The 19,302-nt window shown below is 70.6% G+C and carries 18 protein-coding genes and 1 pseudogene; 10 read left to right on the top strand and 9 right to left on the bottom strand.

Going from position 1 to position 19,302, the window contains the following annotated elements:
• Positions 1-49: 49 nt before the first annotated feature.
• Complete coding sequence (gene whiB3 / locus U8D42_RS17105; RefSeq protein ID WP_085242191.1) at positions 50-358, bottom strand: redox-responsive transcriptional regulator WhiB3; 309 nt, start codon at positions 356-358, stop codon at positions 50-52.
• Positions 359-713: 355 nt separating this feature from the next.
• On the opposite strand from whiB3, the gene U8D42_RS17100 reads away from it, so the two are divergent.
• The 3 genes from U8D42_RS17100 to U8D42_RS17090 all read left to right on the top strand — a co-directional run bounded on the left by U8D42_RS17100 (position 714) and on the right by U8D42_RS17090 (position 2,949).
• Positions 714-1,541: a hypothetical protein gene (locus U8D42_RS17100; RefSeq protein WP_322860127.1), complete on the top strand. Its 828-nt coding sequence runs from the start codon at positions 714-716 to the stop codon at positions 1,539-1,541.
• A gap of 90 nt (positions 1,542-1,631) precedes the next feature.
• The gene (locus tag U8D42_RS17095; RefSeq protein ID WP_085242193.1) at positions 1,632-2,207 is read left to right on the top strand and encodes a sigma-70 family RNA polymerase sigma factor; all 576 of its coding nucleotides are present in this window, start codon (positions 1,632-1,634) and stop codon (positions 2,205-2,207) included.
• Positions 2,194-2,949 (top strand): anti-sigma-D factor RsdA, encoded by a 756-nt coding sequence (locus U8D42_RS17090; protein WP_208859431.1) that lies wholly within the window; start codon positions 2,194-2,196, stop codon positions 2,947-2,949. Before U8D42_RS17095 ends, U8D42_RS17090 begins: the two co-directional genes overlap by 14 nt.
• 14 nt (positions 2,950-2,963) lie before the next feature.
• Here the strand turns inward: U8D42_RS17090 and U8D42_RS17085 are convergent, their stop codons facing one another.
• The gene (locus tag U8D42_RS17085) at positions 2,964-3,371 is read right to left on the bottom strand and encodes a DUF5319 domain-containing protein (RefSeq protein WP_046186907.1); all 408 of its coding nucleotides are present in this window, start codon (positions 3,369-3,371) and stop codon (positions 2,964-2,966) included.
• A gap of 163 nt (positions 3,372-3,534) precedes the next feature.
• On the opposite strand from U8D42_RS17085, the gene guaB reads away from it, so the two are divergent.
• The 3 genes from guaB (at position 3,535) to U8D42_RS17070 (ending at position 8,144) form a co-directional block, all read left to right on the top strand.
• Positions 3,535-5,133, top strand: coding sequence for an IMP dehydrogenase (guaB, locus tag U8D42_RS17080; RefSeq protein WP_322859571.1), 1,599 nt, complete (start codon positions 3,535-3,537; stop codon positions 5,131-5,133).
• A gap of 7 nt (positions 5,134-5,140) precedes the next feature.
• Positions 5,141-6,268: a GuaB3 family IMP dehydrogenase-related protein gene (locus tag U8D42_RS17075; protein WP_085242196.1), complete on the top strand. Its 1,128-nt coding sequence runs from the start codon at positions 5,141-5,143 to the stop codon at positions 6,266-6,268.
• A 130-nt stretch (positions 6,269-6,398) separates the two neighbouring features.
• The gene (locus U8D42_RS17070) at positions 6,399-8,144 is read left to right on the top strand and encodes a GMC family oxidoreductase (RefSeq protein WP_322859572.1); all 1,746 of its coding nucleotides are present in this window, start codon (positions 6,399-6,401) and stop codon (positions 8,142-8,144) included.
• Positions 8,145-8,266: 122 nt separating this feature from the next.
• Here U8D42_RS17070 and U8D42_RS17065 read toward each other — a convergent pair whose 3' ends face one another.
• Complete coding sequence (locus tag U8D42_RS17065; RefSeq protein WP_322859573.1) at positions 8,267-9,169, bottom strand: TauD/TfdA dioxygenase family protein; 903 nt, start codon at positions 9,167-9,169, stop codon at positions 8,267-8,269.
• Between the two features lie 60 nt (positions 9,170-9,229).
• On the opposite strand from U8D42_RS17065, the gene U8D42_RS17060 reads away from it, so the two are divergent.
• Positions 9,230-9,796, top strand: coding sequence for a TetR/AcrR family transcriptional regulator (locus U8D42_RS17060; protein WP_322859574.1), 567 nt, complete (start codon positions 9,230-9,232; stop codon positions 9,794-9,796).
• A 3-nt stretch (positions 9,797-9,799) separates the two neighbouring features.
• Here the strand turns inward: U8D42_RS17060 and U8D42_RS17055 are convergent, their stop codons facing one another.
• Together U8D42_RS17055 and U8D42_RS17050 are read right to left on the bottom strand one after the other, a co-directional pair.
• Positions 9,800-12,166, bottom strand: coding sequence for a glycoside hydrolase family 65 protein (locus U8D42_RS17055; RefSeq protein ID WP_322859575.1), 2,367 nt, complete (start codon positions 12,164-12,166; stop codon positions 9,800-9,802).
• The gene (locus tag U8D42_RS17050) at positions 12,163-12,903 is read right to left on the bottom strand and encodes a beta-phosphoglucomutase family hydrolase (protein WP_322859576.1); all 741 of its coding nucleotides are present in this window, start codon (positions 12,901-12,903) and stop codon (positions 12,163-12,165) included. The genes U8D42_RS17055 and U8D42_RS17050 overlap by 4 nt, the downstream gene beginning before the upstream one ends.
• Before the next feature lie 115 nt (positions 12,904-13,018).
• Here U8D42_RS17050 and guaA point away from each other — a divergent pair, with 115 nt between their 5' ends.
• The 3 genes from guaA to U8D42_RS17035 all read left to right on the top strand — a co-directional run bounded on the left by guaA (position 13,019) and on the right by U8D42_RS17035 (position 17,123).
• Positions 13,019-14,578: a glutamine-hydrolyzing GMP synthase gene (gene guaA / locus U8D42_RS17045; RefSeq protein WP_348636924.1), complete on the top strand. Its 1,560-nt coding sequence runs from the start codon at positions 13,019-13,021 to the stop codon at positions 14,576-14,578.
• Positions 14,579-14,850: 272 nt separating this feature from the next.
• The gene (locus U8D42_RS17040; RefSeq protein WP_322859578.1) at positions 14,851-15,540 is read left to right on the top strand and encodes a hypothetical protein; all 690 of its coding nucleotides are present in this window, start codon (positions 14,851-14,853) and stop codon (positions 15,538-15,540) included.
• 38 nt (positions 15,541-15,578) lie between these two features.
• Complete coding sequence (locus U8D42_RS17035) at positions 15,579-17,123, top strand: DNA polymerase Y family protein (RefSeq protein WP_322860128.1); 1,545 nt, start codon at positions 15,579-15,581, stop codon at positions 17,121-17,123.
• 4 nt (positions 17,124-17,127) lie between these two features.
• Here U8D42_RS17035 and U8D42_RS17030 read toward each other — a convergent pair.
• From U8D42_RS17030 to U8D42_RS17020, 4 genes and pseudogenes are all read right to left on the bottom strand, one after another.
• Positions 17,128-17,547, bottom strand: a pseudogene (locus U8D42_RS17030) (alpha-hydroxy-acid oxidizing protein); the annotation flags it as partial.
• The gene (locus U8D42_RS29380; protein ID WP_431523781.1) at positions 17,520-17,744 is read right to left on the bottom strand and encodes a hypothetical protein; all 225 of its coding nucleotides are present in this window, start codon (positions 17,742-17,744) and stop codon (positions 17,520-17,522) included. The gene U8D42_RS29380 and the pseudogene U8D42_RS17030, both read right to left, overlap by 28 nt.
• Before the next feature lie 45 nt (positions 17,745-17,789).
• Positions 17,790-18,248, bottom strand: coding sequence for a hypothetical protein (locus U8D42_RS17025; protein ID WP_322859579.1), 459 nt, complete (start codon positions 18,246-18,248; stop codon positions 17,790-17,792).
• Positions 18,229-19,278: a nucleoside hydrolase gene (locus U8D42_RS17020; RefSeq protein WP_322859580.1), complete on the bottom strand. Its 1,050-nt coding sequence runs from the start codon at positions 19,276-19,278 to the stop codon at positions 18,229-18,231. The genes U8D42_RS17025 and U8D42_RS17020 overlap by 20 nt, the downstream gene beginning before the upstream one ends.
• Positions 19,279-19,302: the final 24 nt, after the last annotated feature.

Raw genomic sequence — 19,302 nt, 5'->3', positions numbered from 1 at the left:
GCCCAAACGGGCCGGCCGCGCACGGCGGCAGGCCCGCTCGGGCCCGGGCTCAGGCCGAACGGCGGATGCCGCGGGTGCGGCCGATGTCGCCCTTCAGCAGCAGGTCGCGCTCCGACTCGGACAAGCCACCCCAAACCCCATAGGGCTCACCGACTTCCAGCGCATGGGAGCGGCAGGCCTCGATCACCGGGCACCGCCGGCACATCTCCTTGGCGCGCTGCTCGCGCTGCATGCGGGCGCGGCCGCGCTCGCCGTCGGGATGGAAGAACATCGACGAGTCCACGCCACGGCACAAGCCCTGAAGTTGCCAGTTCCAGATGTCGGCGTTGGGTCCAGGTAGCTGCTCGAGCTGTGGCATTGGTGTTTCCCTCTCTGCACGGCACGCCCAGTAAGGTCATGATCGCGAAGCGATTGTGCAACTGAAAATGAAGCGGCGTCACCGATGACTACCCGTCATGCGTAGACGTTAGGGCGGACGGCGAATTTGCGTCAATAGCCACTTAGCCCGACAAAGTATGTAATGGTTATAAAAGAATTAACGTCGCGTTCATCTGCCACCCGAAGACGAAACGCGCACCGTGCTATCAGGCACTTGACCGAAACAAGATTTCCCAGCTCACGGGCCAAGGGGCAGCCAACCGCGATTAGTACAGGACCTATCGTGATTAACAGTTCGGTAACGCGAACAGCACAAACTGTTTACTCCCATCGTGGTGATTGAAACTCGTCACACTTCCGTGATTGGGCAAACGTTGGCCGCCGCCGCCTTCGGTGACCGGCCCGGGACTTGGCCGCTGCCGTCGGCGCAGACGCTGCGCGACTTGTGGCTGCGGGCCGTGGCCGCGGGCGGGCAGGGCCACTACGGCAGCGCCTACCGCGATCTGGCGGTGCTGCGGCGCAGCGCCCCCGCTGGTCCGCTGGTCTCCCTGGCCCACAGCACACAGGGATCCTTTCTGCGCCAACTCGGTTGGCATTCCGTGGCGCGCGGCTGGGATGGCCGCGCCCTGGCGCTGGCGGGTGGGGGCGACGACGCCACCGAGGCGCGGGCCGACGCCCTGATCGGGTTGGCGGCCGACGCCTTGGGTGTCGGCCGCTTCCCGGCCGCGGCGGCACTGCTGGCCCGCGCGGACACCGAGCTCGGCGCCGGCCCGGTGCCCGACCGGCAGCCGGTGCGCCGCGCGTGGGTGGCCGCCGAGCTGGCGATGGCCCGCGGCGACGGGGCCCTCGCCGTCCGGCAGGCCAACGAAGCGGTGCAACTCGCGGGCGCCATGGCCATCCCGTCGGAGCGGCACGCGGTCAAGAGCCAGGTGGTGCTGGCGGCCGCCCTGTGCAGCGCCGGGGCCGTCCAGCGCGCCCGCGCGGTGGCGGAGGCCGCCGCGGACGCCGCGGGCGCGCTCGGGCTCGTCCCGCTGCGGTGGGCGTTGGCGTGCTTGCTGATTGATGTCGGTAGCGTCACGTATTCGACACAACAGATGCGCGAAATTCGCGATGTCTGCGCAGGCCAAGTGCGGCGCGCCGGTGGGACGTGGCGTTCCGCTTGAAATGGCCCTGTGCCCGTTATTGTCATTTAGTTAGTTAGCCCGGTTAGCCCGCGATGTGCCCGGTTCGTAACGTTGGAGATACCGCCGTCGATGACAATTCAAGGGGATCGTCTCGACGCCGTGGTGGCCAAGGCCGTGGCGGGGGACAGCAACGCACTACGGGAGGTGCTGGAGACCATCCGTCCGATTGTCGTGCGATATTGCCGCGCGCGGGTCGGGACAGTCGAGCGGGGTGGCCTGTCAGCGGATGATGTGGCACAGGAGGTGTGCTTGGCGACTATCACGGCGCTGCCGCGTTACCGGGACCGGGGACGTCCCTTTCTCGCCTTCCTGTACGGCATCGCGGCGCACAAGGTCGCGGACGCCCATCGCGCCGCCGGCCGCGATCTGTCCTACCCCACCGAGGTGATCCCCGAGCGCTGGTCGTCCGAAGCGGGCCCGGAACAGCGGGCCATCGAGGCGGATTCGGTCAGCCGGATGAGTGAACTGCTGGAAATCCTGCCCGCCAAGCAGCGGGAGATCCTGATCCTGCGTGTCGTCGTCGGCCTGTCCGCCGAGGAGACCGCGTCCGCCGTCGGCAGCACCACCGGAGCGGTCCGGGTGGCCCAGCACCGCGCGCTGTCGCGGTTGAAGTCCGAGATGATCGCGGCAGGTGACTGTGCCTGAACCCCTGGACGAATTCGCCCGCACCGATCTGCTCCTCGACGCACTCGCCGAGCGGCGGCCGGTGCACGTGGGTGACCCCGACGTGGACGCGATGGCCACCTTGCTGGAGGACTGGCGCGACAACCTGCGGTGGCCGCCGGCCAGCGCGCTGGTGTCGGCCGAAGAGGCGGTCACCGCCCTGCGCACCGGGTTGGCCGACCGCCGCCGCGGTCGCCGCGGCCTCGCGACGATCGGTTCGGTGGCCGCCGCGCTGCTGGTCCTGAGCGGCTTCGGCGCGATGGTGGTCGAGGCCCGCCCCGGGACGACGCTGTACGGGATGCACGCGATGTTCTTCGACCAGCCCCGGGTCAACGAGAAGCATCAGGCCCTGCTGTCGGCCAGGGCGGACCTGGCCAAGGTGCAGGAATCGATCGACCAGGGCCGCTGGGACGAGGCCAAGAATCAGCTGACCGAGGTGAGCAGCCTGGTCCAGTCGATCGACGACCCGGCCGGCAAACAGGAGCTGACCAATCAACTGAAGCTGTTGAATCTCAGGGTCGCCTCGCGCAACCCGAACGCGACGCTGCCGCCCCCGGCGAACACGCCATCGGCCTGGTCGACACCGCCCACCCCGGTCCCGACGGCGGCCGCTACGCCGTCCGAGGGTTCCCCGGCCGCGTCAGCGACGCCGTCGCCGAGTCAGTCGTGGAGCAAGCACCGGCATCACGGCCAGACTTCAACGGTGACGCCGAACACTCCCTGACGGGGGCCCAGCCGTTAGCGGCGGTAGCCGTCGGCGTCTGAGGTGGCCTCGTTGAGCGAGGCGTCCGCGTATCCCCGGCAGTAGTCCCACGTGACGTAGGCGTCCGGTTCGGGGTCGTAGGCCGGCTCGTGCGGGCGCACGGTGCCGTCGATCAGCAGCTGCAACAGGTTCGCCCGGAGCATGTCCCAGTCGTGGTAGTGGTCCTGCTGGCATTCGTCGCAGCACACCACCAGCCCGCGGATGCCCTTGTGCGCCAACAGGGCTTCGTACACCGCCAGGTCGGCGAGGTCGGCCTCGACCGCCATCCGCTCCTGGGCGTCCAGGGGCTGCCCCGGCTCTACGGCTTCCAGCGCCGCCGACGGATCGCAGGGGTCGTCGGCGAAGGGATCGGGTGGCAAGCCCGGCGGGAGGTGATCGCGCACGCACACTAGCCTACGCAGCCGGGCCCGGATAACGCCAGCAGGCAGGCCGCCCGCCGTTTCCGTGCGGGTTGGCCGCCGCGGCGCGCCCCGGCAAGCGGTGGGACGGGGTGGCCGAGCCGATAGGATGGGGTTCTCGCGCCGCATCGTATGGAGGGCCCCACCGATGACCCGTGGCATGTCCCACCTGGAAGACAGCTCCGACCTCGTCGGCGGCCCCTACATGCGCGATCCACGCATCGGCGGGCTGGTCGACGACCTGGTGCCCACCGGGGGTGACAACCCGCACAAGGTCGCGATGCTGGGCCTCACCTTCGACGACGTCTTGCTGCTGCCCGCGGCTTCCGACGTAGTCCCCGCCAGCGCGGACACGTCCAGCCAGCTCACCAAGAAGATCCGGCTCAAGGTGCCGCTGGTCAGCTCGGCCATGGACACGGTCACCGAGTCGCGGATGGCCATCGCGATGGCCCGGGCGGGCGGCATGGGCGTGCTGCACCGCAACCTGCCCGTCGCCGAACAGGCCGGCCAGGTCGAGATGGTGAAGCGCTCCGAGGCCGGTATGGTGACCGACCCCGTCACCTGCCGCCCGGACGACACCCTGGCCCAGGTCGACGCCCTGTGCGCCCGCTTCCGCATCTCGGGCCTGCCGGTGGTCGACGACACCGGGGCGCTGGTCGGCATCATCACCAACCGCGACATGCGCTTCGAGGTCGACCAGACCCGCAAGGTCGCCGAGGTGATGACCAAGGCCCCGCTGATCACCGCCCAGGAGGGCGTGAGCGCCGACGCCGCGCTGGGGCTGTTGCGGCGCAACAAGATCGAGAAGCTGCCCGTCGTCGACGGCCACGGCCGGCTCACCGGGCTGATCACCGTCAAGGACTTCGTCAAGACCGAGCAGCACCCGCTGGCCACCAAGGACAGCGACGGACGGCTGCTGGTCGGCGCCGCCGTCGGCGTCGGCGGCGACGCCTGGGTCCGGGCGATGATGCTCGTCGACGCCGGGGCCGACGTGTTGATCGTCGACACCGCGCACGCGCACAACCGGCTGGTGCTCGACATGGTCGGCAAGCTGAAGGCCGAGGTGGGCGAGAAGGTCGAGGTGATCGGCGGGAACGTCGCCACCCGCTCCGCGGCCCTGGCGCTGATCCACGCCGGTGCCGACGCGGTCAAGGTCGGCGTGGGGCCGGGCTCGATCTGCACCACCCGGGTGGTGGCCGGGGTCGGCGCGCCACAGATCACGGCGATCCTGGAGGCCGTCGCGGTGTGCGGGCCGGCGGGCGTGCCGGTGATCGCCGACGGCGGGCTGCAGTATTCCGGCGACATCGCCAAGGCGCTGGCCGCCGGCGCCTCGACGGCCATGCTGGGCTCGCTGCTGGCCGGCACCGCCGAGGCCCCCGGCGAGCTGATCTTCGTCAACGGCAAGCAATTCAAGAGCTACCGCGGCATGGGTTCGCTGGGCGCGATGCAAGGCAGGGGCGGGGCGAAGTCGTACTCCAAGGACCGCTACTTCGCCGACGACGCCCTGAGCGAGGACAAGTTGGTGCCGGAGGGAATCGAGGGCCGGGTGCCGTTCCGCGGCCCGCTGTCCTCGGTGATCCACCAGCTCACCGGCGGCCTGCGCGCCGCGATGGGCTACACCGGCTCGGCCACCATCGAAGCGCTGCAACAGGCGCAGTTCGTCCGGATCACCTCGGCCGGGCTGCGTGAAAGCCATCCGCACGACGTCGCCATGACCGTCGAAGCGCCGAACTACTTTGCGCGCTGAGGGCGGCATGGTCGAGATCGGCATGGGCCGCAACGCCCGTCGCACCTATGAGCTGAGCGAAGTCAGCATCGTGCCGTCGCGGCGCACCCGGTCGTCGCAGGACGTGTCGACCGCCTGGCAGCTGGACGCCTACCGGTTCGAGATCCCGGTGGTGGCCCACCCGACCGACGCGCTGGTGTCCCCGGAGTTCGCCATCGAGCTCGGCCGCCTCGGCGGGCTGGGCGTGCTCAACGGCGAGGGGTTGATCGGCCGGCACGCCGACGTGCAGGCCAAGATCGCCCAGCTCGTCGAGGCCGCCAGCAAGGAGCCCGAACCGTCGGCGTCGATCCGGCTGCTGCAGGAACTGCACGCCGCGCCGCTGAACCCCGACCTGCTGGGGTCCGCGGTCGCCCGCATCCGGGAGGCCGGGGTGACCACGGCGGTGCGGGTCAGCCCGCAAAACGCCCAGGCGCTGACCCCGGTGCTGCTGCAGGCAGGCATCGACCTGCTCGTCATCCAGGGCACCATCGTGTCGGCGGAGCGGGTGGCCAGCGACGGGGAACCGCTGAACCTCAAGACCTTCATCTCCGAGCTCGACGTCCCGGTGGTGGCCGGCGGGGTGCTCGATCACCGCACCGCGCTGCACCTGATGCGCACCGGCGCCGCCGGCGTCATCGTGGGCTACGGCTCGACCCGGGGCGTGACCACCAGCGACGAGGTGCTGGGCATCAGCGTGCCGATGGCCACCGCCATCGCCGACGCCGCCGCCGCGCGGCGCGAATACCTCGACGAGACCGGCGGCCGTTACGTGCACGTGCTGGCCGACGGCGACATCCACACCTCCGGCGAGCTGGCCAAGGCGATCGCCTGCGGGGCCGACGCGGTGGTGCTCGGCACGCCGCTCGCCGAATCCGCCGAGGCCCTCGGCGAGGGCTGGTTCTGGCCGGCCGCGGCGGCGCACCCGTCGCTGCCGCGCGGGGCGTTGCTGCAGATCGCCCTCGGCGAGCGCCCGCCGCTGCAGCGGGTGCTCAACGGGCCCTCCGACGACCCGTTCGGTTCCCTCAACCTGGTCGGCGGCCTGCGCCGGTCCATGGCCAAGGCGGGCTATTGCGACCTCAAGGAGTTCCAGAAGGTCGGGCTGACGGTCGGCGGCTGACGGCCCGGGGTCGCTCCGCCGAGTGTGCAGCTAGCCTCACATTCGGCGCCCAGTGTGCGGCTGGGCGCGCACTCGCGGCGGGGCCGGGGGCCGCTGGCTAGTTACCTGTGAGTAAGGCCATACTGGTGCGATGAGGCCGGATTACGACGTTCTGATCATCGGTTCGGGGTTCGGGGGCAGCGTCAGCGCGCTGCGGCTGACCGAAAAGGGCTACCGCGTAGGCGTATTGGAGGCCGGGCGGCGGTTCGCCGACGAGGACTTCGCCGAGACGTCCTGGGACCTGCGCAAGTTCCTGTGGGCGCCGAGGCTGGGTTGCTACGGCATTCAGCGCATCCACCCGCTGCGCAACGTGATGATCCTGGCCGGAGCCGGGGTGGGCGGCGGCTCCCTCAACTACGCCAACACGCTCTACGTGCCGCCGGAGCCGTTCTTCACGGACCGACAGTGGTCGCACATCACCGACTGGCGCGACGAGTTGATGCCGCACTACGAGCAGGCGAAACGCATGCTCGGGGTGGTCACGAACCCCACCTTCACCGACGCGGACCGCATCCTGAAGGAGGTCGCCGACGAGATGGGCTGCGGCGACACCTTCGTGCCCACCCCGGTCGGGGTGTTCTTCGGCCCCGACGGCAGCAAGACCCCGGGCAAGACCGTGCCGGACCCGTACTTCGGTGGCGCGGGACCGGAGCGCACCGGCTGCCTGGAGTGCGGTTGCTGCATGACGGGCTGCCGCTACGGCGCCAAGAACACGCTGCTGAAGAACTACCTCGGCCTGGCCGAATCGGCTGGGGCGCAAGTGATCCCGATGACCACGGTCAAGGGCTTCCAGCAGCGGCCCGATGGGATGTGGGAGGTCCGCACCGTGCGCACCGGCAGCTGGCTGCGCAGGGACCGGCGCACCTACACCGCGACGCACCTGATCCTGGCGGCGGGCACGTGGGGCACGCAGCACCTGCTGTTCAAGATGCGCGACAAGGGCAAGCTGCCGCGGCTCTCCGAGAGGCTGGGCGTGCTGACCCGCACCAACTCCGAGTCCATCGTCGGCGCCGGCAAGCTCGAGGTCGACCCCAACCTGGACCTGACGCACGGGGTGGCGATCACGTCGTCGATCCATCCGACCTCGGACACCCACATCGAACCCTGCCGCTACGGCAAGGGCTCCAACGCGATGGGCCTGTTGCAGACGCTGATGACCGACGGCCCTGGGCCCGAGGGGCCCGATGAAACCTTCGTGCCGCGCTGGAAGCAGTTGCTGGACCAGGCCCGCGAGGACCCGCGCCGGATGATGCGGATGCTCAACGTCCACCAGTGGAGCGAGCGCACCCTGATCGCCCTGGTCATGCAGCACCTGGACAACTCGATCACCACTTACACCAAGCGCGGGAAGCTCGGCATCCGCTGGTACACCAGCAAGCAGGGACACGGGGAGCCCAACCCGACTTGGATCCCGGTCGGGAACAGGGTCACCCGGCGCATCGCCGAGAAGGTCGACGGCGTGGCCGGCGGCACCTGGGGCGAGCTGTTCAACATCCCGCTGACCGCGCACTTCCTCGGCGGCGCGGCGATCGGCGACGGCCCCGAGCACGGCGTTATCGACCCCTACCACCGGGTCTACGGCTACCCCACGATGTTCGTGGTGGACGGCGCGGCGATCTCGGCGAACATGGGCGTCAACCCGTCGCTGTCGATCACCGCGCAGGCCGAACGGGCCGCGTCGCTGTGGCCGAACAAGGGCGAGAGCGATCAGCGCCCGCCGCAGGGCCAGCCGTATCGCCGGTTGGACCCGATCGCGCCGGAACACCCGGTGGTGCCGGCCACCGCGCCCGGTGCGCTGCGCTGGTTGCCGATCACGCCGGTGTCCTCGGCCGGCTAGCTGCGTCTAGCTCGCGATCGCCTCGCTGGTTGGTCGGTCGGCGACCCGCCGCGCTCGGCTGCGCCTAGCTCGCGATCGCCTCGCTGGTTGGTCGGTCGGCGACCCGCCGCGCTCGGCTGCGCCTAGCTCGCGATCGCCTCGAGGGGTGCGCCGCTGACCACGCGGCTGCGCTGTCCGTGTACGTCCACGGGCACGTCGCCCATCAGCGTGACGCGGTGCATCAGCCGGGGCTGGTCGTCGTAGTCGTCGATGGCCCGGTGCTGGGTGGCCCGGTTGTCCCAGATGGCGACGTCACCCGGTGCCCAGTTCCAGCGAATCGTGTTCTCCGGCTGGGTGATTCGCCGCTGCAGCAGCTCCAGCAGCACGCTTGATTCGTAGCTGTCCAGGCCGACGAAGCTGCGCACGAAGTCGCCGGCCAGCAGGGTGCGTTCGCCGGTCTCCGGGTGCACCCGCACCACCGGGTGTTCGGTCCGGAAGTCCGGCTTCTCGAAGGCCTGGCGGAACGCGCGCTGCGCGTCGCTCATCGCCGGCACGGATTCGCCGGTCACGTAGTCGTAGCGGTTGGTGTGCAGCGCCCACAGGTTTTCGACCAGGCCCTTGAGCGCCTCGGGCAGGTGCTCGTAGGCGGCGGCGGTGTTCGTCCACAGCGTGGAGCCGCCGTAGCGGGGCAGGGTGACGGCGCGCAGGATCGAGGCCGCGGGGTAGTTGGCGACGAACGTGACGTCGGTGTGCCAGCGGTTGGCCTTGCCGTACTCGGAGTTGATCGGCGTGATGACCGGCGCGTTCTTGGCCGCGAGCACCTCGGCGGCCGGGTGGCCGACGGGCGTGCCCAGCAGGCCGGCGAAGGCCAACTGCGCCTGGTCGTCGAGGTGGTGCTGGTGGCGGAAGAAGATCACCTTGTGGGCCAACAGCGCCTGGCGGATCTTTTCGCTCGCCTCGGGGGCGAGGTCGCCGCCGAGGCGCACGCCGTCGATCCTGGCGCCGATGCGGCTTCCCAGCTTGGTGACTGTGATCTGACCTGTCATTTTCTTCGATCCTAGTGTGATGGTCTGTAGTCAACTGACTACATCGAGTACTGTAGTCACATGACTACGGGTTCCGCAAGTGGCCGCGCGAACATGCCCACGGGGCGCGCCGAGGTGGCCGCGGCCATCCTCGAGGCCGCCACCGACCTGTTCGCCGAACGCGGGCCCGCCGCGACCTCGATCCGCGACATCGCCGCCCGGTCCAACGTCAACCATGGGCTGGTGTTCCGGCACTTCGGCACCAAGGAGAATCTGGTCGGCGCCGTGCTCGATCACCTGGGCACCAACCTGACCGCGCTGCTCGACGCCGGGGCGCCCGCCGACGAACTGGACCGGGCGCTGGACCGGCAGATGCGCGTGATGGCCCGCACCGTGCTCGACGGGTATCCGGCGGGGCAGCTGCAGAAGCGCTTTCCCAACATCGCGACGCTCCTCGAGTGGGTGCTGCCGCTCTACCACAACGAGACCGAGGGGCGGCTGGCCGTCGCCAACGCCCTTGCGCTGCAATTCGGTTGGCGGCTCTTCGCGCCGATCCTGCGGTCGGCGACCGGGATCGAGGAGTTGACGGACGCCGAGATCCGTCAGGCGACCGGCGCCGAGGTGGGGCGGATCCTCAATCCGGGCTGACGCTCACTTGTTGCGGGTGAGCGCCCGGCGGTGGAGTGGCTCGCGGCCCGGTGGCTGCTGTGGCGGCGGCAACAGCGGCTTGCGCGGTTGCACGGCAATGGTTTTCGGCGCGTCGGTGCTCAGGGTGACCTCCTCGCCCGCGTGCCGGATGGTCAGCTGGCCGCCCGGGCCGTCGCGCACCGTGTAGGTGACGTCGGAATGGTTCACGTCGACGGTCACCCGGAAGTCGCGCCACCTAAGCCGGAACCGCAGCCGTGAAATGCCGTCGGGCAGGGCGGGATTCAGTGACAGGATGCCCTCGTCGTCGCGCAGGCCGCCGAAGCCGCCCACCAGCGCCGTCCAGGCGCCGGCGAGCGAGGCCATGTGCAGGCCGTCGCGGGTGTTGTGGTGCAGATCGCGCAGGTCGATCAGCCCGGCCTCGTACGCATAGTCGTGCGCCAGTTCCAGGTGCCCGACCTCGGCGCACATCACCGCCTGGGTGCAGGCGGACAGCGACGAGTCGCGCACCATGCGCCGCTCGTAGTAGTCGACGTTGCGTGCCTTCTGCTCCGGGGTGAACGCGTGGCTCTGCCACTGCATCGCCAGCACCAGGTCGGCCTGCTTGATCACCTGCGCGGGATAGAGCCGCACGTAGGGGTCGTGCAGCAGCAACGGGTAGGCGTGGTTCTCCTTGAAGTCCCATTCGGCCAGGGTGGTGAAGCCCTCGCACTGCTGATGGACCCCCAGGCCGGTGTCGTAGGGGACGTTGGCGGCGTCGGCGGCGTCGCGCCACGATGCCGTCTCCTCGGTGGTGACGCCCATCGCCTCCGCGGCCTCGGGGTGGCGGTTGCAGGCCTCGGCCGCGGTGCGCAGGTTGTGCGCGGCCATCAGGTTGGTGAAGACGTTGTCGCGCACGATCGCCGTGTACTCGTCGGGGCCGGTGACGCCGTCGAGGTGCCAGACGCCGTGCCGGTCGTGATGGCCGAGGGAGACCCAGAGCCGGGCGGTCTCCACGAGTACCCCGAGGCCGCAACACTTTTCGAGTTCCTCGTCGCCGGTGACGATGCGGTACCGCTCGAAGGCCATGGCGATGTCGGCGTTGATGTGCCAGGCCGCGGTGCCGGCGGGCCAATAGGCCGAGCACTCCTGCCCGCGGATGGTCCGCCATGGGAAGCTGGCGCCGCGCAGGCCGAGCTCGGCCGCCCGCTCCTTGGCCAGGTCCAGGGTGGACGCCCGCCACCGCAGGGCGTCGGCCACCGCATGCGGCGCGGTGTAGGTGAGCACCGGCAGCACGTAACTCTCGGTGTCCCAGAAGGCGTGACCGTCATAGCCGGTTCCGGTGAGCCCCTTGGCCGGGATCGCGCGGCGCTCGGCGCGCGCGCTGGCCTGCAACAGGTGGAAAAGCCCGAACCGCACCGCTTGCTGGGATTCGGGGTCGCCCTCGACCTCGACGTCCGCGCTGTCCCAGAAGTCGTCCAGATATTTCCGCTGCGCGTCCAGCAGGCCCTGCCATCCGCTGTAGCGGGCGCTGTGGATGGCGGCGGCGGCCTGGTCGCGCAGCGCGGGGCGCGATCGCATGCTGGACCAGCCGTACGCCAGGTACTTGACGATGCGCAGCTTCTGCCCGGCGCGCAGCCCGCAGATGACCGTGGTCCGCGCCAGGTCGTCGCGGGCGTCGGTGCTGAACTCGACGCGGCCGGGCACGTCGATCTCGTGATCCATCGCGGCCGCCATCATCAGGGCGCTGCTACGGGTGCGGTGCATGAGAAGCGCGCCGGTCTCGGTGTTCTCGTGGTCGACGGCCACCAGCGGACTCTCCAGAATCGCCGACACCCGCGGGTCACCCGAGGTCTGGGGCTGGTCCTCGTTGGTGACCAGTTCGGACTGCACCGTCACGCGCACGAAATCGCCGACCGCTTCCACGACGTATTCGAGGGCGGCGACGCCGCGCTGCACCAGCGACACCAGCCGGGTGGACACCAGCCTGATCTCCTTGCCCGCGGGGGAGCGCCAGTGCGCGCTGCGCGTCATCGTCCCCGCGCGCATGTCGAGAACCCTTTCGTGCGAAAGCAATTCGCCGTACCGGACGTCGAACGGCTCGTCCTCGACCAGCAGGCGGATGATCTTGCCGTTGGTGACGTCGACGATGGTCTGGCCGGCCTCCGGGTAGCCGTAGCCGGCCTCGGCGTAGGGCAGCGGCCGGATCTCGTAGAAGGAGTTCAGGTAGGTGCCGGGCAGGCCGTAGGGCTCACCCTCGTCGAGGTTGCCGCGCAGCCCGATGTGCCCGTTGGACAGGGTGAACAGGGATTCGGACTGGGCGAGCAGGTTCAGGTCGAGCTTGGTCTCGCTGACGTGCCAGGGATCGACGGGGAAGGCTTCGTCGTCGATCATGACTGCAGCAGCTCGGCGAGGTCGGTGACCACCACGTCGGCGCCGTTGCGGCGCAGATCCTCGGCCTGGCCCACCCGGTCGACGCCCACCACGTAGCCGAAGTTTCCGGCGTGCCCGGCCTGCACGCCCGAGATCGCGTCCTCGAACACGGCTGCGGCGTCGGCGCCGACGCCGAGCAACTCGGCCCCCCGCAGGTAGGAGTCGGGGGCCGGCTTGCCGGCGATGTGCTCGTCGCGCAGCGTGACACCGTCCACCCGCTTCTGGATGAACCGGTCCAGACCGGTGATCTCGAGGACGTCGCGGGTGTTGGCGCTCGAGGACACCACCGCGATGCCCAGGCCGGCCGCCGAGGCCGCCTCCAGGTATCGCCGCGACCCCTCGAAGACCTCGACGCCGTCCTTGCGCAGGACCCGTTGGAACATCTCGTTCTTGCGGTTGCCCAGGCCGTAGATCGTCTCGGCGTCCCCCGGATCGTCGGGACTGCCGTCGGGCAACTCGATCCCGCGGCTCTGCAGAAACGACCGGACCCCGTCCTCGCGCTTCTTGCCGTCCACGTATTTGCGGTAGTCGGCGGCCGCGTCGAAGGGGACGAATTCCTCCCCGGTGCGCTTGGCCCGCTCCGACAGGTAGTCGTCGAACATGGCCTTCCAGGCCTTGGTGTGCACGCTGGCGGTGTCGGTGAGCACACCGTCGAGGTCGAACAGACAGGCATGCACCTTCTCGGGCAGACCCAGCATGGGGACCTCGCTTCCTGGTCTGAGCGGACTAGTCAAGCGATACCCACTCCATCATGCCGACATGTCTGTCGCCAGCGTTGGGGGGCGGACAACGGCGGCCACTAAGCTGGCTGCCGTGGAAACACCCTCGCCGCGGCCCGTATTGGTGGTCGACTTCGGCGCCCAATATGCGCAGTTGATCGCCCGGCGCGTCCGGGAGGCGCGGGTCTTCTCCGAGGTCATCCCGCACACCGCCTCGATCGAGGAGATCAAGGCCCGCGAGCCGGCGGCGCTGGTGCTGTCCGGGGGGCCCTCCAGCGTGTACGAACCGGGCGCCCCACAGCTCGATCCTGCGGTGTTCGACCTCGGGGTGCCCGTGTTCGGCATCTGCTACGGGTTCCAGGCCATGGCGCAGGCACTGGGCGGGACCGTCGCCCACACCGGAACCAGCGAGTACGGTCGCACCGAGCTGAAAGTGGTTGGCGGCGAACTGCATTCGGGGCTGCCCAGCGTCCAGCCGGTGTGGATGAGCCACGGTGACGCGGTCACGGCCGCGCCGGACGGGTTCGACGTGGTCGCCAGCACCGCGGGTGCGGCGGTGGCCGCCTTCGAGAACCGGGGCCGCCGCCTGGCCGGGGTGCAGTATCACCCCGAGGTCATGCACACCCCGCACGGGCAGCAGGTGCTCAGCCGCTTCCTGCACGACTTCGCCGGCCTGGACGCGGAGTGGACGCCGGCCAACATCGCCAGTGCCCTGGTGGAGCAGGTGCGCGACCAGATCGGCGACGGCCACGCGATCTGCGGGCTGTCCGGCGGCGTGGACTCGGCGGTGGCCGCCGCGCTGGTGCAGCGCGCCATCGGCGACAAGCTGACCTGTGTCTTCGTCGACCACGGGCTGCTGCGCGCCGGCGAGCGTGACCAGGTGCAGCGCGACTTCGTCGCCGCCACCGGCGCCAACCTGGTCACCGTCGACGCCGCGGAGACCTTCCTGCGGGCGCTGTCGGGGGTGACCAATCCCGAGGGCAAGCGCAAGATCATCGGCCGCCAGTTCATCCGCGCGTTCGAGGGCGCGGTGCGAGACATCCTGAGCGACACCGGGTCTGAGGTCGAGTTCCTGGTGCAGGGCACGCTGTACCCCGACGTGGTGGAATCCGGCGGGGGCAGCGGGACCGCCAACATCAAGAGCCACCACAACGTGGGCGGCCTGCCCGACGACCTGAAGTTCAAGCTCGTCGAGCCGCTGCGGCTGCTGTTCAAGGACGAGGTGCGCGCGGTCGGGCGGGAGCTGGGCCTTCCGGAGGAAATCGTTGCGCGCCAGCCGTTCCCGGGCCCCGGCCTGGGCATCCGGATCGTCGGCGAGATCACCGCGGCGCGGTTGGAGACCCTGCGTCGCGCCGACTCGATCGCGCGCGAGGAACTCACCGCCGCCGGCCTGGACAAGCTGATCTGGCAGTGCCCGGTGGTGTTGCTGGCCGACGTCCGCTCGGTCGGCGTGCAGGGCGACAACCGCACCTATGGGCACCCGATCGTGCTGCGGCCGGTGTCCAGCGAGGACGCCATGACCGCTGACTGGACCCGGGTGCCCTACGAGGTGCTGGAGCGGATCTCGACGCGGATCACCAACGAGGTGGCCGAGGTCAACCGCGTGGTGCTGGACATCACCAGCAAACCCCCCGGCACCATCGAGTGGGAGTAGGTTTCGCGCCGCTGACGGGGGTCGTGCGCGCCGGCCGTCGTCGCGACACATAACCGGTTGACATTGCCCCGACGGGGGTCGCAGTGGTTTATGTCTCGCGGATTCGCGCCGCCTCAGAAGGCCCAAAAACGGCCCCATTCGCCCCATCCGTACCGATCGCATAAAGCGCCCCTTTCGTTTCTTGACGGTTGTCGGAGGGCGGGTGTTTACTCTCCATCAGATCGAACATACTTTCGAAAATAGTCGTGCGAGCGCGGTGCGAGGAGGCTGACATGACTGCGGCTTTCGCGCCCGATCGCCGCCCGGAAAACCGGGCTGAGCAGCTGGAATCGCTGCGCCGACGGATGGCCGTGATCACCGGCAAGGCGCCGGGGCCCGCATCCTGCCCGGCCTCCCGCGACGACGACCTGCTGCCGGAATCGGAAGCCCGGCTGGCGCTGCCGGGGTGGCTGGCGGAGTCGCTTCCCGCGCCGTTGCCCAGGGGGACGGTGGCGGTACTCTCGGGCGCCCGGTCGCTGCTGCTGGGCATGGTGGCCGCGGTGACGGCGGCGGGTGGCAACGCGGCAATCGTCGGCCAGCCGGACATCGGGCTGCTGGCCGCCGCGGAGATGGGTGCGGACCTGAGCCGCGTCGCCGTGATACCGGATCCCGGCAATGATCCGGTGGAGGTGGCCGCGGTGCTCGTCGACGGCATGGATCTGGTGGTCCTCGGCCTGGGCGGGCGGCGGGTGCCGCACTCCCGGGCGCGGGCGGTGGTGGCGCGGGCCCGCACCAAGGGATGCACCGTGTTGGTCACCGACGGCGACTGGCAGGGGGCGCCCACGCGGCTTCAGGCCCGGGTCTGCGGCTACGAGATCACCCCGGGAAGCCGCCCCGGATTCGGCCGGATCAGCCGGGTGCGGCTGCAGGTCAGCGGGGTGTGTGCGGGACGACGGGTGACCGTCCGGGCGCGAGCCGGGTGAATTCTCCGGTGGCGTCCCGGGTGTTGGCCATCTGGTGCATGGACTGGCCCGCGGTCGCGGCGGCCGCCGCCGCCGGTCTGTCCGCGACGGCCCCGGTGGCGGTCACGTTGGCCAACCGGGTGATCGCCTGCTCGGCGGCCGCCCGTGCGGCCGGGGTGCGGCGGGGCCTGCGGCGCCGGGAGGCGGCGGCCCGGTGCCCGCAACTGCACGTCGGCGCCGCCGACGCGGACCGCGACGCCCGCTTCTTCGAAGCGGTCATCGCGGCGGTGGACGACCTGGTGCCGCGCGCCGAGGTGCTGCGGCCCGGGCTCCTGGTGCTGCCGGTGCGCGGGGCGGCCCGCTATTTCGGCTCCGAGGCCGACGCCGCCGAGCGGCTGATCGACGCGGTGGCCGCAGCCGGCGCCGAGTGCCAGGCCGGAATCGCCGACCGGCTGTCCACCGCGGTCTTCGCCGCGCGGGCGGGCCGGGTGGTCCCGCCGGGCGGTGACGCGAAGTTTCTGTCGGCGCTGTCGATCCGCCAACTCGCCACCGAGCCCAGCTTGTGCGGTCCGGGACGCGAAGAGCTGACGGACCTGTTGTGGCGGTTGGGGATTCGCACCATCGGCCAGTTCGCCGCGCTGCCGGCCACCGACGTGGCGTCCCGGTTCGGCGCCGAGGGGGTGACCGCGCACCGGATGGCCCGCGGCGAACCCGAGCGGGGACCGTCCGGGCGGGAACCGCCCGAGGAGCTGGAGGCCGTGCTGGACTGCGACCCGCCGATCGACCGGGTCGACGCGGCGGCCTTCGCCGGGCGCTCGCTGGCCGGCGCGCTGCATCGGACGCTGATGGCCGCCGGGGTGGGCTGCACCCGGCTGGCCATCCACGCCGTCACCGCCAACGGCGAAGAGCTGAACCGGGTGTGGCGGTGCGCCGAGCCGCTGACCGAGGACGCCACCGCCGACCGGGTGCGCTGGCAACTGGACGGCTGGTTGAGCAGCCGGACCGCGCGCAACCCGCGGCCTACGGCGGCGGTGACGCTGTTGCGGCTGCGGGCGGTCGAGGTGGTGTCGGCCGAGGCGCTGCAGTTGCCGCTGTGGGGCGGTTTGGGTGAAGAGGACCGGTTGCGGGCCCGCCGGGCCCTGGTGCGGGTGCAGGGCCTGCTCGGCCCGGAGGCGGTACGGGTGCCGGTGCTGTCCGGCGGGCGCGGGCCGGCCGAACGCATCACGTTGACCCCGCTGGGCGACGAAGTCCTCCCGCGGGCCGACCCGGGCCTGCCGTGGCCCGGCCGGCTGCCCGAGCCGTCACCGGCGGTGTTGCTCGACGATCCGGTGGAAATCCTTGATGCCCAAGGGAATCCGGTGCGGGTGACCAACCGGGGGCTGTTCTCCGCCGACCCGGTGCGGCTGACCGTGCGCGGTCGGGACGAGCGACTGGACTGGTGGGCCGGGCCGTGGCCGGTCGACGAACGGTGGTGGGACGACCGGCCTGAGGGCGGTCAAGGGGGTGGTCGCACCGCCCGCGCGCAGGTCCTGCTGGAAGGCGAGCGGGCGTTCCTGCTGTGCTACCGCCAGCGGCGCTGGTACCTCGAGGGCAGCTACGAGTAGCGGCTCATCCGACGGGCCGCAACGCGTCCGGCGTCAGGTCCTTGATGCGGGGATACCCGTCGACGGCCATGATCAGGTCCGCCTCGGCCAGCAGCGAGCGCAGCACGTGCACGATGCCGTCGACCCCGCCGAGGGCCAGGCCGTAGGCGTAGGGGCGGCCGATGCCCACCGCGGTCGCCCCCATCGCCAGGGCCTTGACGATGTCGGCGCCGCCGCGCACACCCGAGTCGAACAGCACCGGCAAGCCCTCGGCCGCCTCCAGCACACCGGGCAGGCAATCGAGGGCGGGCAGGCCGCCGTTGGCCTGCCGGCCGCCATGGTTGGAGCAGTAAATACCATCCACCCCAATGTCTTTCGCACGCCGAACGTCGTCGGGGTGGCAGATGCCCTTGACCATCAGCGGCAGGTCGGTCTCCGACCGCAACCCCACCGCTTGAAGGCCTCGCAGTTCGCGCGCTGGATGTGCTCGTCGCCGGCGCCGCCCGCGACGTACTGCAGCACTTTCGGCGTCATGGCCGCCGACGCTTTTGCCTCCAGCTCCTCGAATCTGATCGGATACTGCGGCTGATTGCCGTGCAGCGATTGGTCGTACAACTCGTTTTGGTAATCGGCGAAGGCCATGACCGGGGCAGTACCCGGCGCCCCGAGGGCCAAACGAATCGCCGCCTAGGGTCGCCGGGCGCGCACCGCCTGCGCCTGAGCCATCAGCCCGGCCCCGCCGGGCAGCGCGCCCACGACCGTGGCGGCCAACCGGTCGCGCCCGCGGACGCCGTCGGTCCTGGCCTGGCCGGTGCGCAGGTGGCGCCAGCCCAGACCCGCCCACGACGCCGCGACGGCGGCATCGGTCACCCCGCCGCGCGCCCGGCGCCGGTCGACGGCGGCCAGGCCCAGCGCGGTGGCGGAGTGCACCGCGTCGACCCAGACGCCCGCCGCCAGCACCTCCGGCCCGGGGTTGACGCCCGAGAGCACCGCCTGCCCGAGATGGCGGGCGCCCAGGATCCGGGTGACGACGAGCGCCTTGCGGTCGACCTCTACCCCGTGGATGTGATCGAGCACCTGGGACGGGGCGGCCAGCAGCACGGCGCCCCAGCCCGCGCGCAGGACCTCAATGAACCGAATCTTCATGCGACCTGGATAGCCCGCGCGCGAAGGACCCAACCCGGTCGATGAACCGGTCGAAGAAGGCCGCCGCGTCCACGTCGACGCCGATCAGCGCGTTGGGTTCGCGCCGGCCGGACCAGTCGGTCACCGTCATGGCGCGGGTCAGGGTGCCCGTCAGCTCGATGTCCACCGCCGCGGGACGGGTCGCGACGAGACCCGGGTCCAGCGCCACGGCGGCGGCCAGCGGATCGTGCAGGTGCGCCTGATATCCGTGGCCGATGTCGTGGTAGGCCTCCAGGTAGAACCGCATCGCGTCCTCGATCACCCGAACCAACGGGTTGGACGCCGTCGAGCGGGTGCCCGGCTCGTCGGCCGCGCTCATCGGCGTCGCGCTCGATCCGGCGACGGCCGCCAGCCTGGCCAGGTGGCTGGGCGTCATCGCCACCTTGCGGGTCAGGTCCAGGCCGCAGAGGATCGGAAGGCGCTCTTGCCCAACGACTTCGGGGTCCCAGGCGGCCAGCACCTCGGCCGCGGCCTCGGGGTCCACGCTGATGTTCCATTCCGCCACCGCGGTGGTGTTGCCCCGGTGATCGTAGGAACCGCCCATGACGACCAGCCGGCGCAGCAGCGTCGGCAGCGCCGGCTCGGCGCGCAGCGCCAGCGCCAGATTGGTCAGCGGCCCGGTCGCCACGCCGACGAGCTCGCCGGGAAACGCGTGCGCGGCGCGCACCCAGGCGGTCGCCGAGTCGTGACTCGTCAGCCGCCCATCGGTGGGCGGCAGGTCGGCATAGCCCAAACCCCTGGGGCCGTGCACCTTTGACGGCAGGCGCATCGGACCGGTCAGGGTCTCGTCGGAGCCCTTGGAGACCGGGACGCCGGTGACGCCGCACAGCTGCAGCAGGCCCAGGTTGTTCTCGCAAACCTGGTGCACCGCAACGTTTCCCCCGGTGGAGGCGATGCCGACCACATCCGCGTCCGGGCTGGCGAACAGGTACATCAGCGCCAGCGCATCATCGACGCCGGTGTCGACGTCAACGAAGACGGGAGCGTTCATTGTGTCCAACATACTCATTTCGGC

Source organism: Mycobacterium europaeum, assembly GCF_034555895.2.
In the GTDB taxonomy this organism is placed as follows: domain Bacteria; phylum Actinomycetota; class Actinomycetes; order Mycobacteriales; family Mycobacteriaceae; genus Mycobacterium; species Mycobacterium europaeum.
Note: the sequence above shows the minus strand (reverse complement) of the source record. Positions and strands in the feature narration are given on the sequence as shown.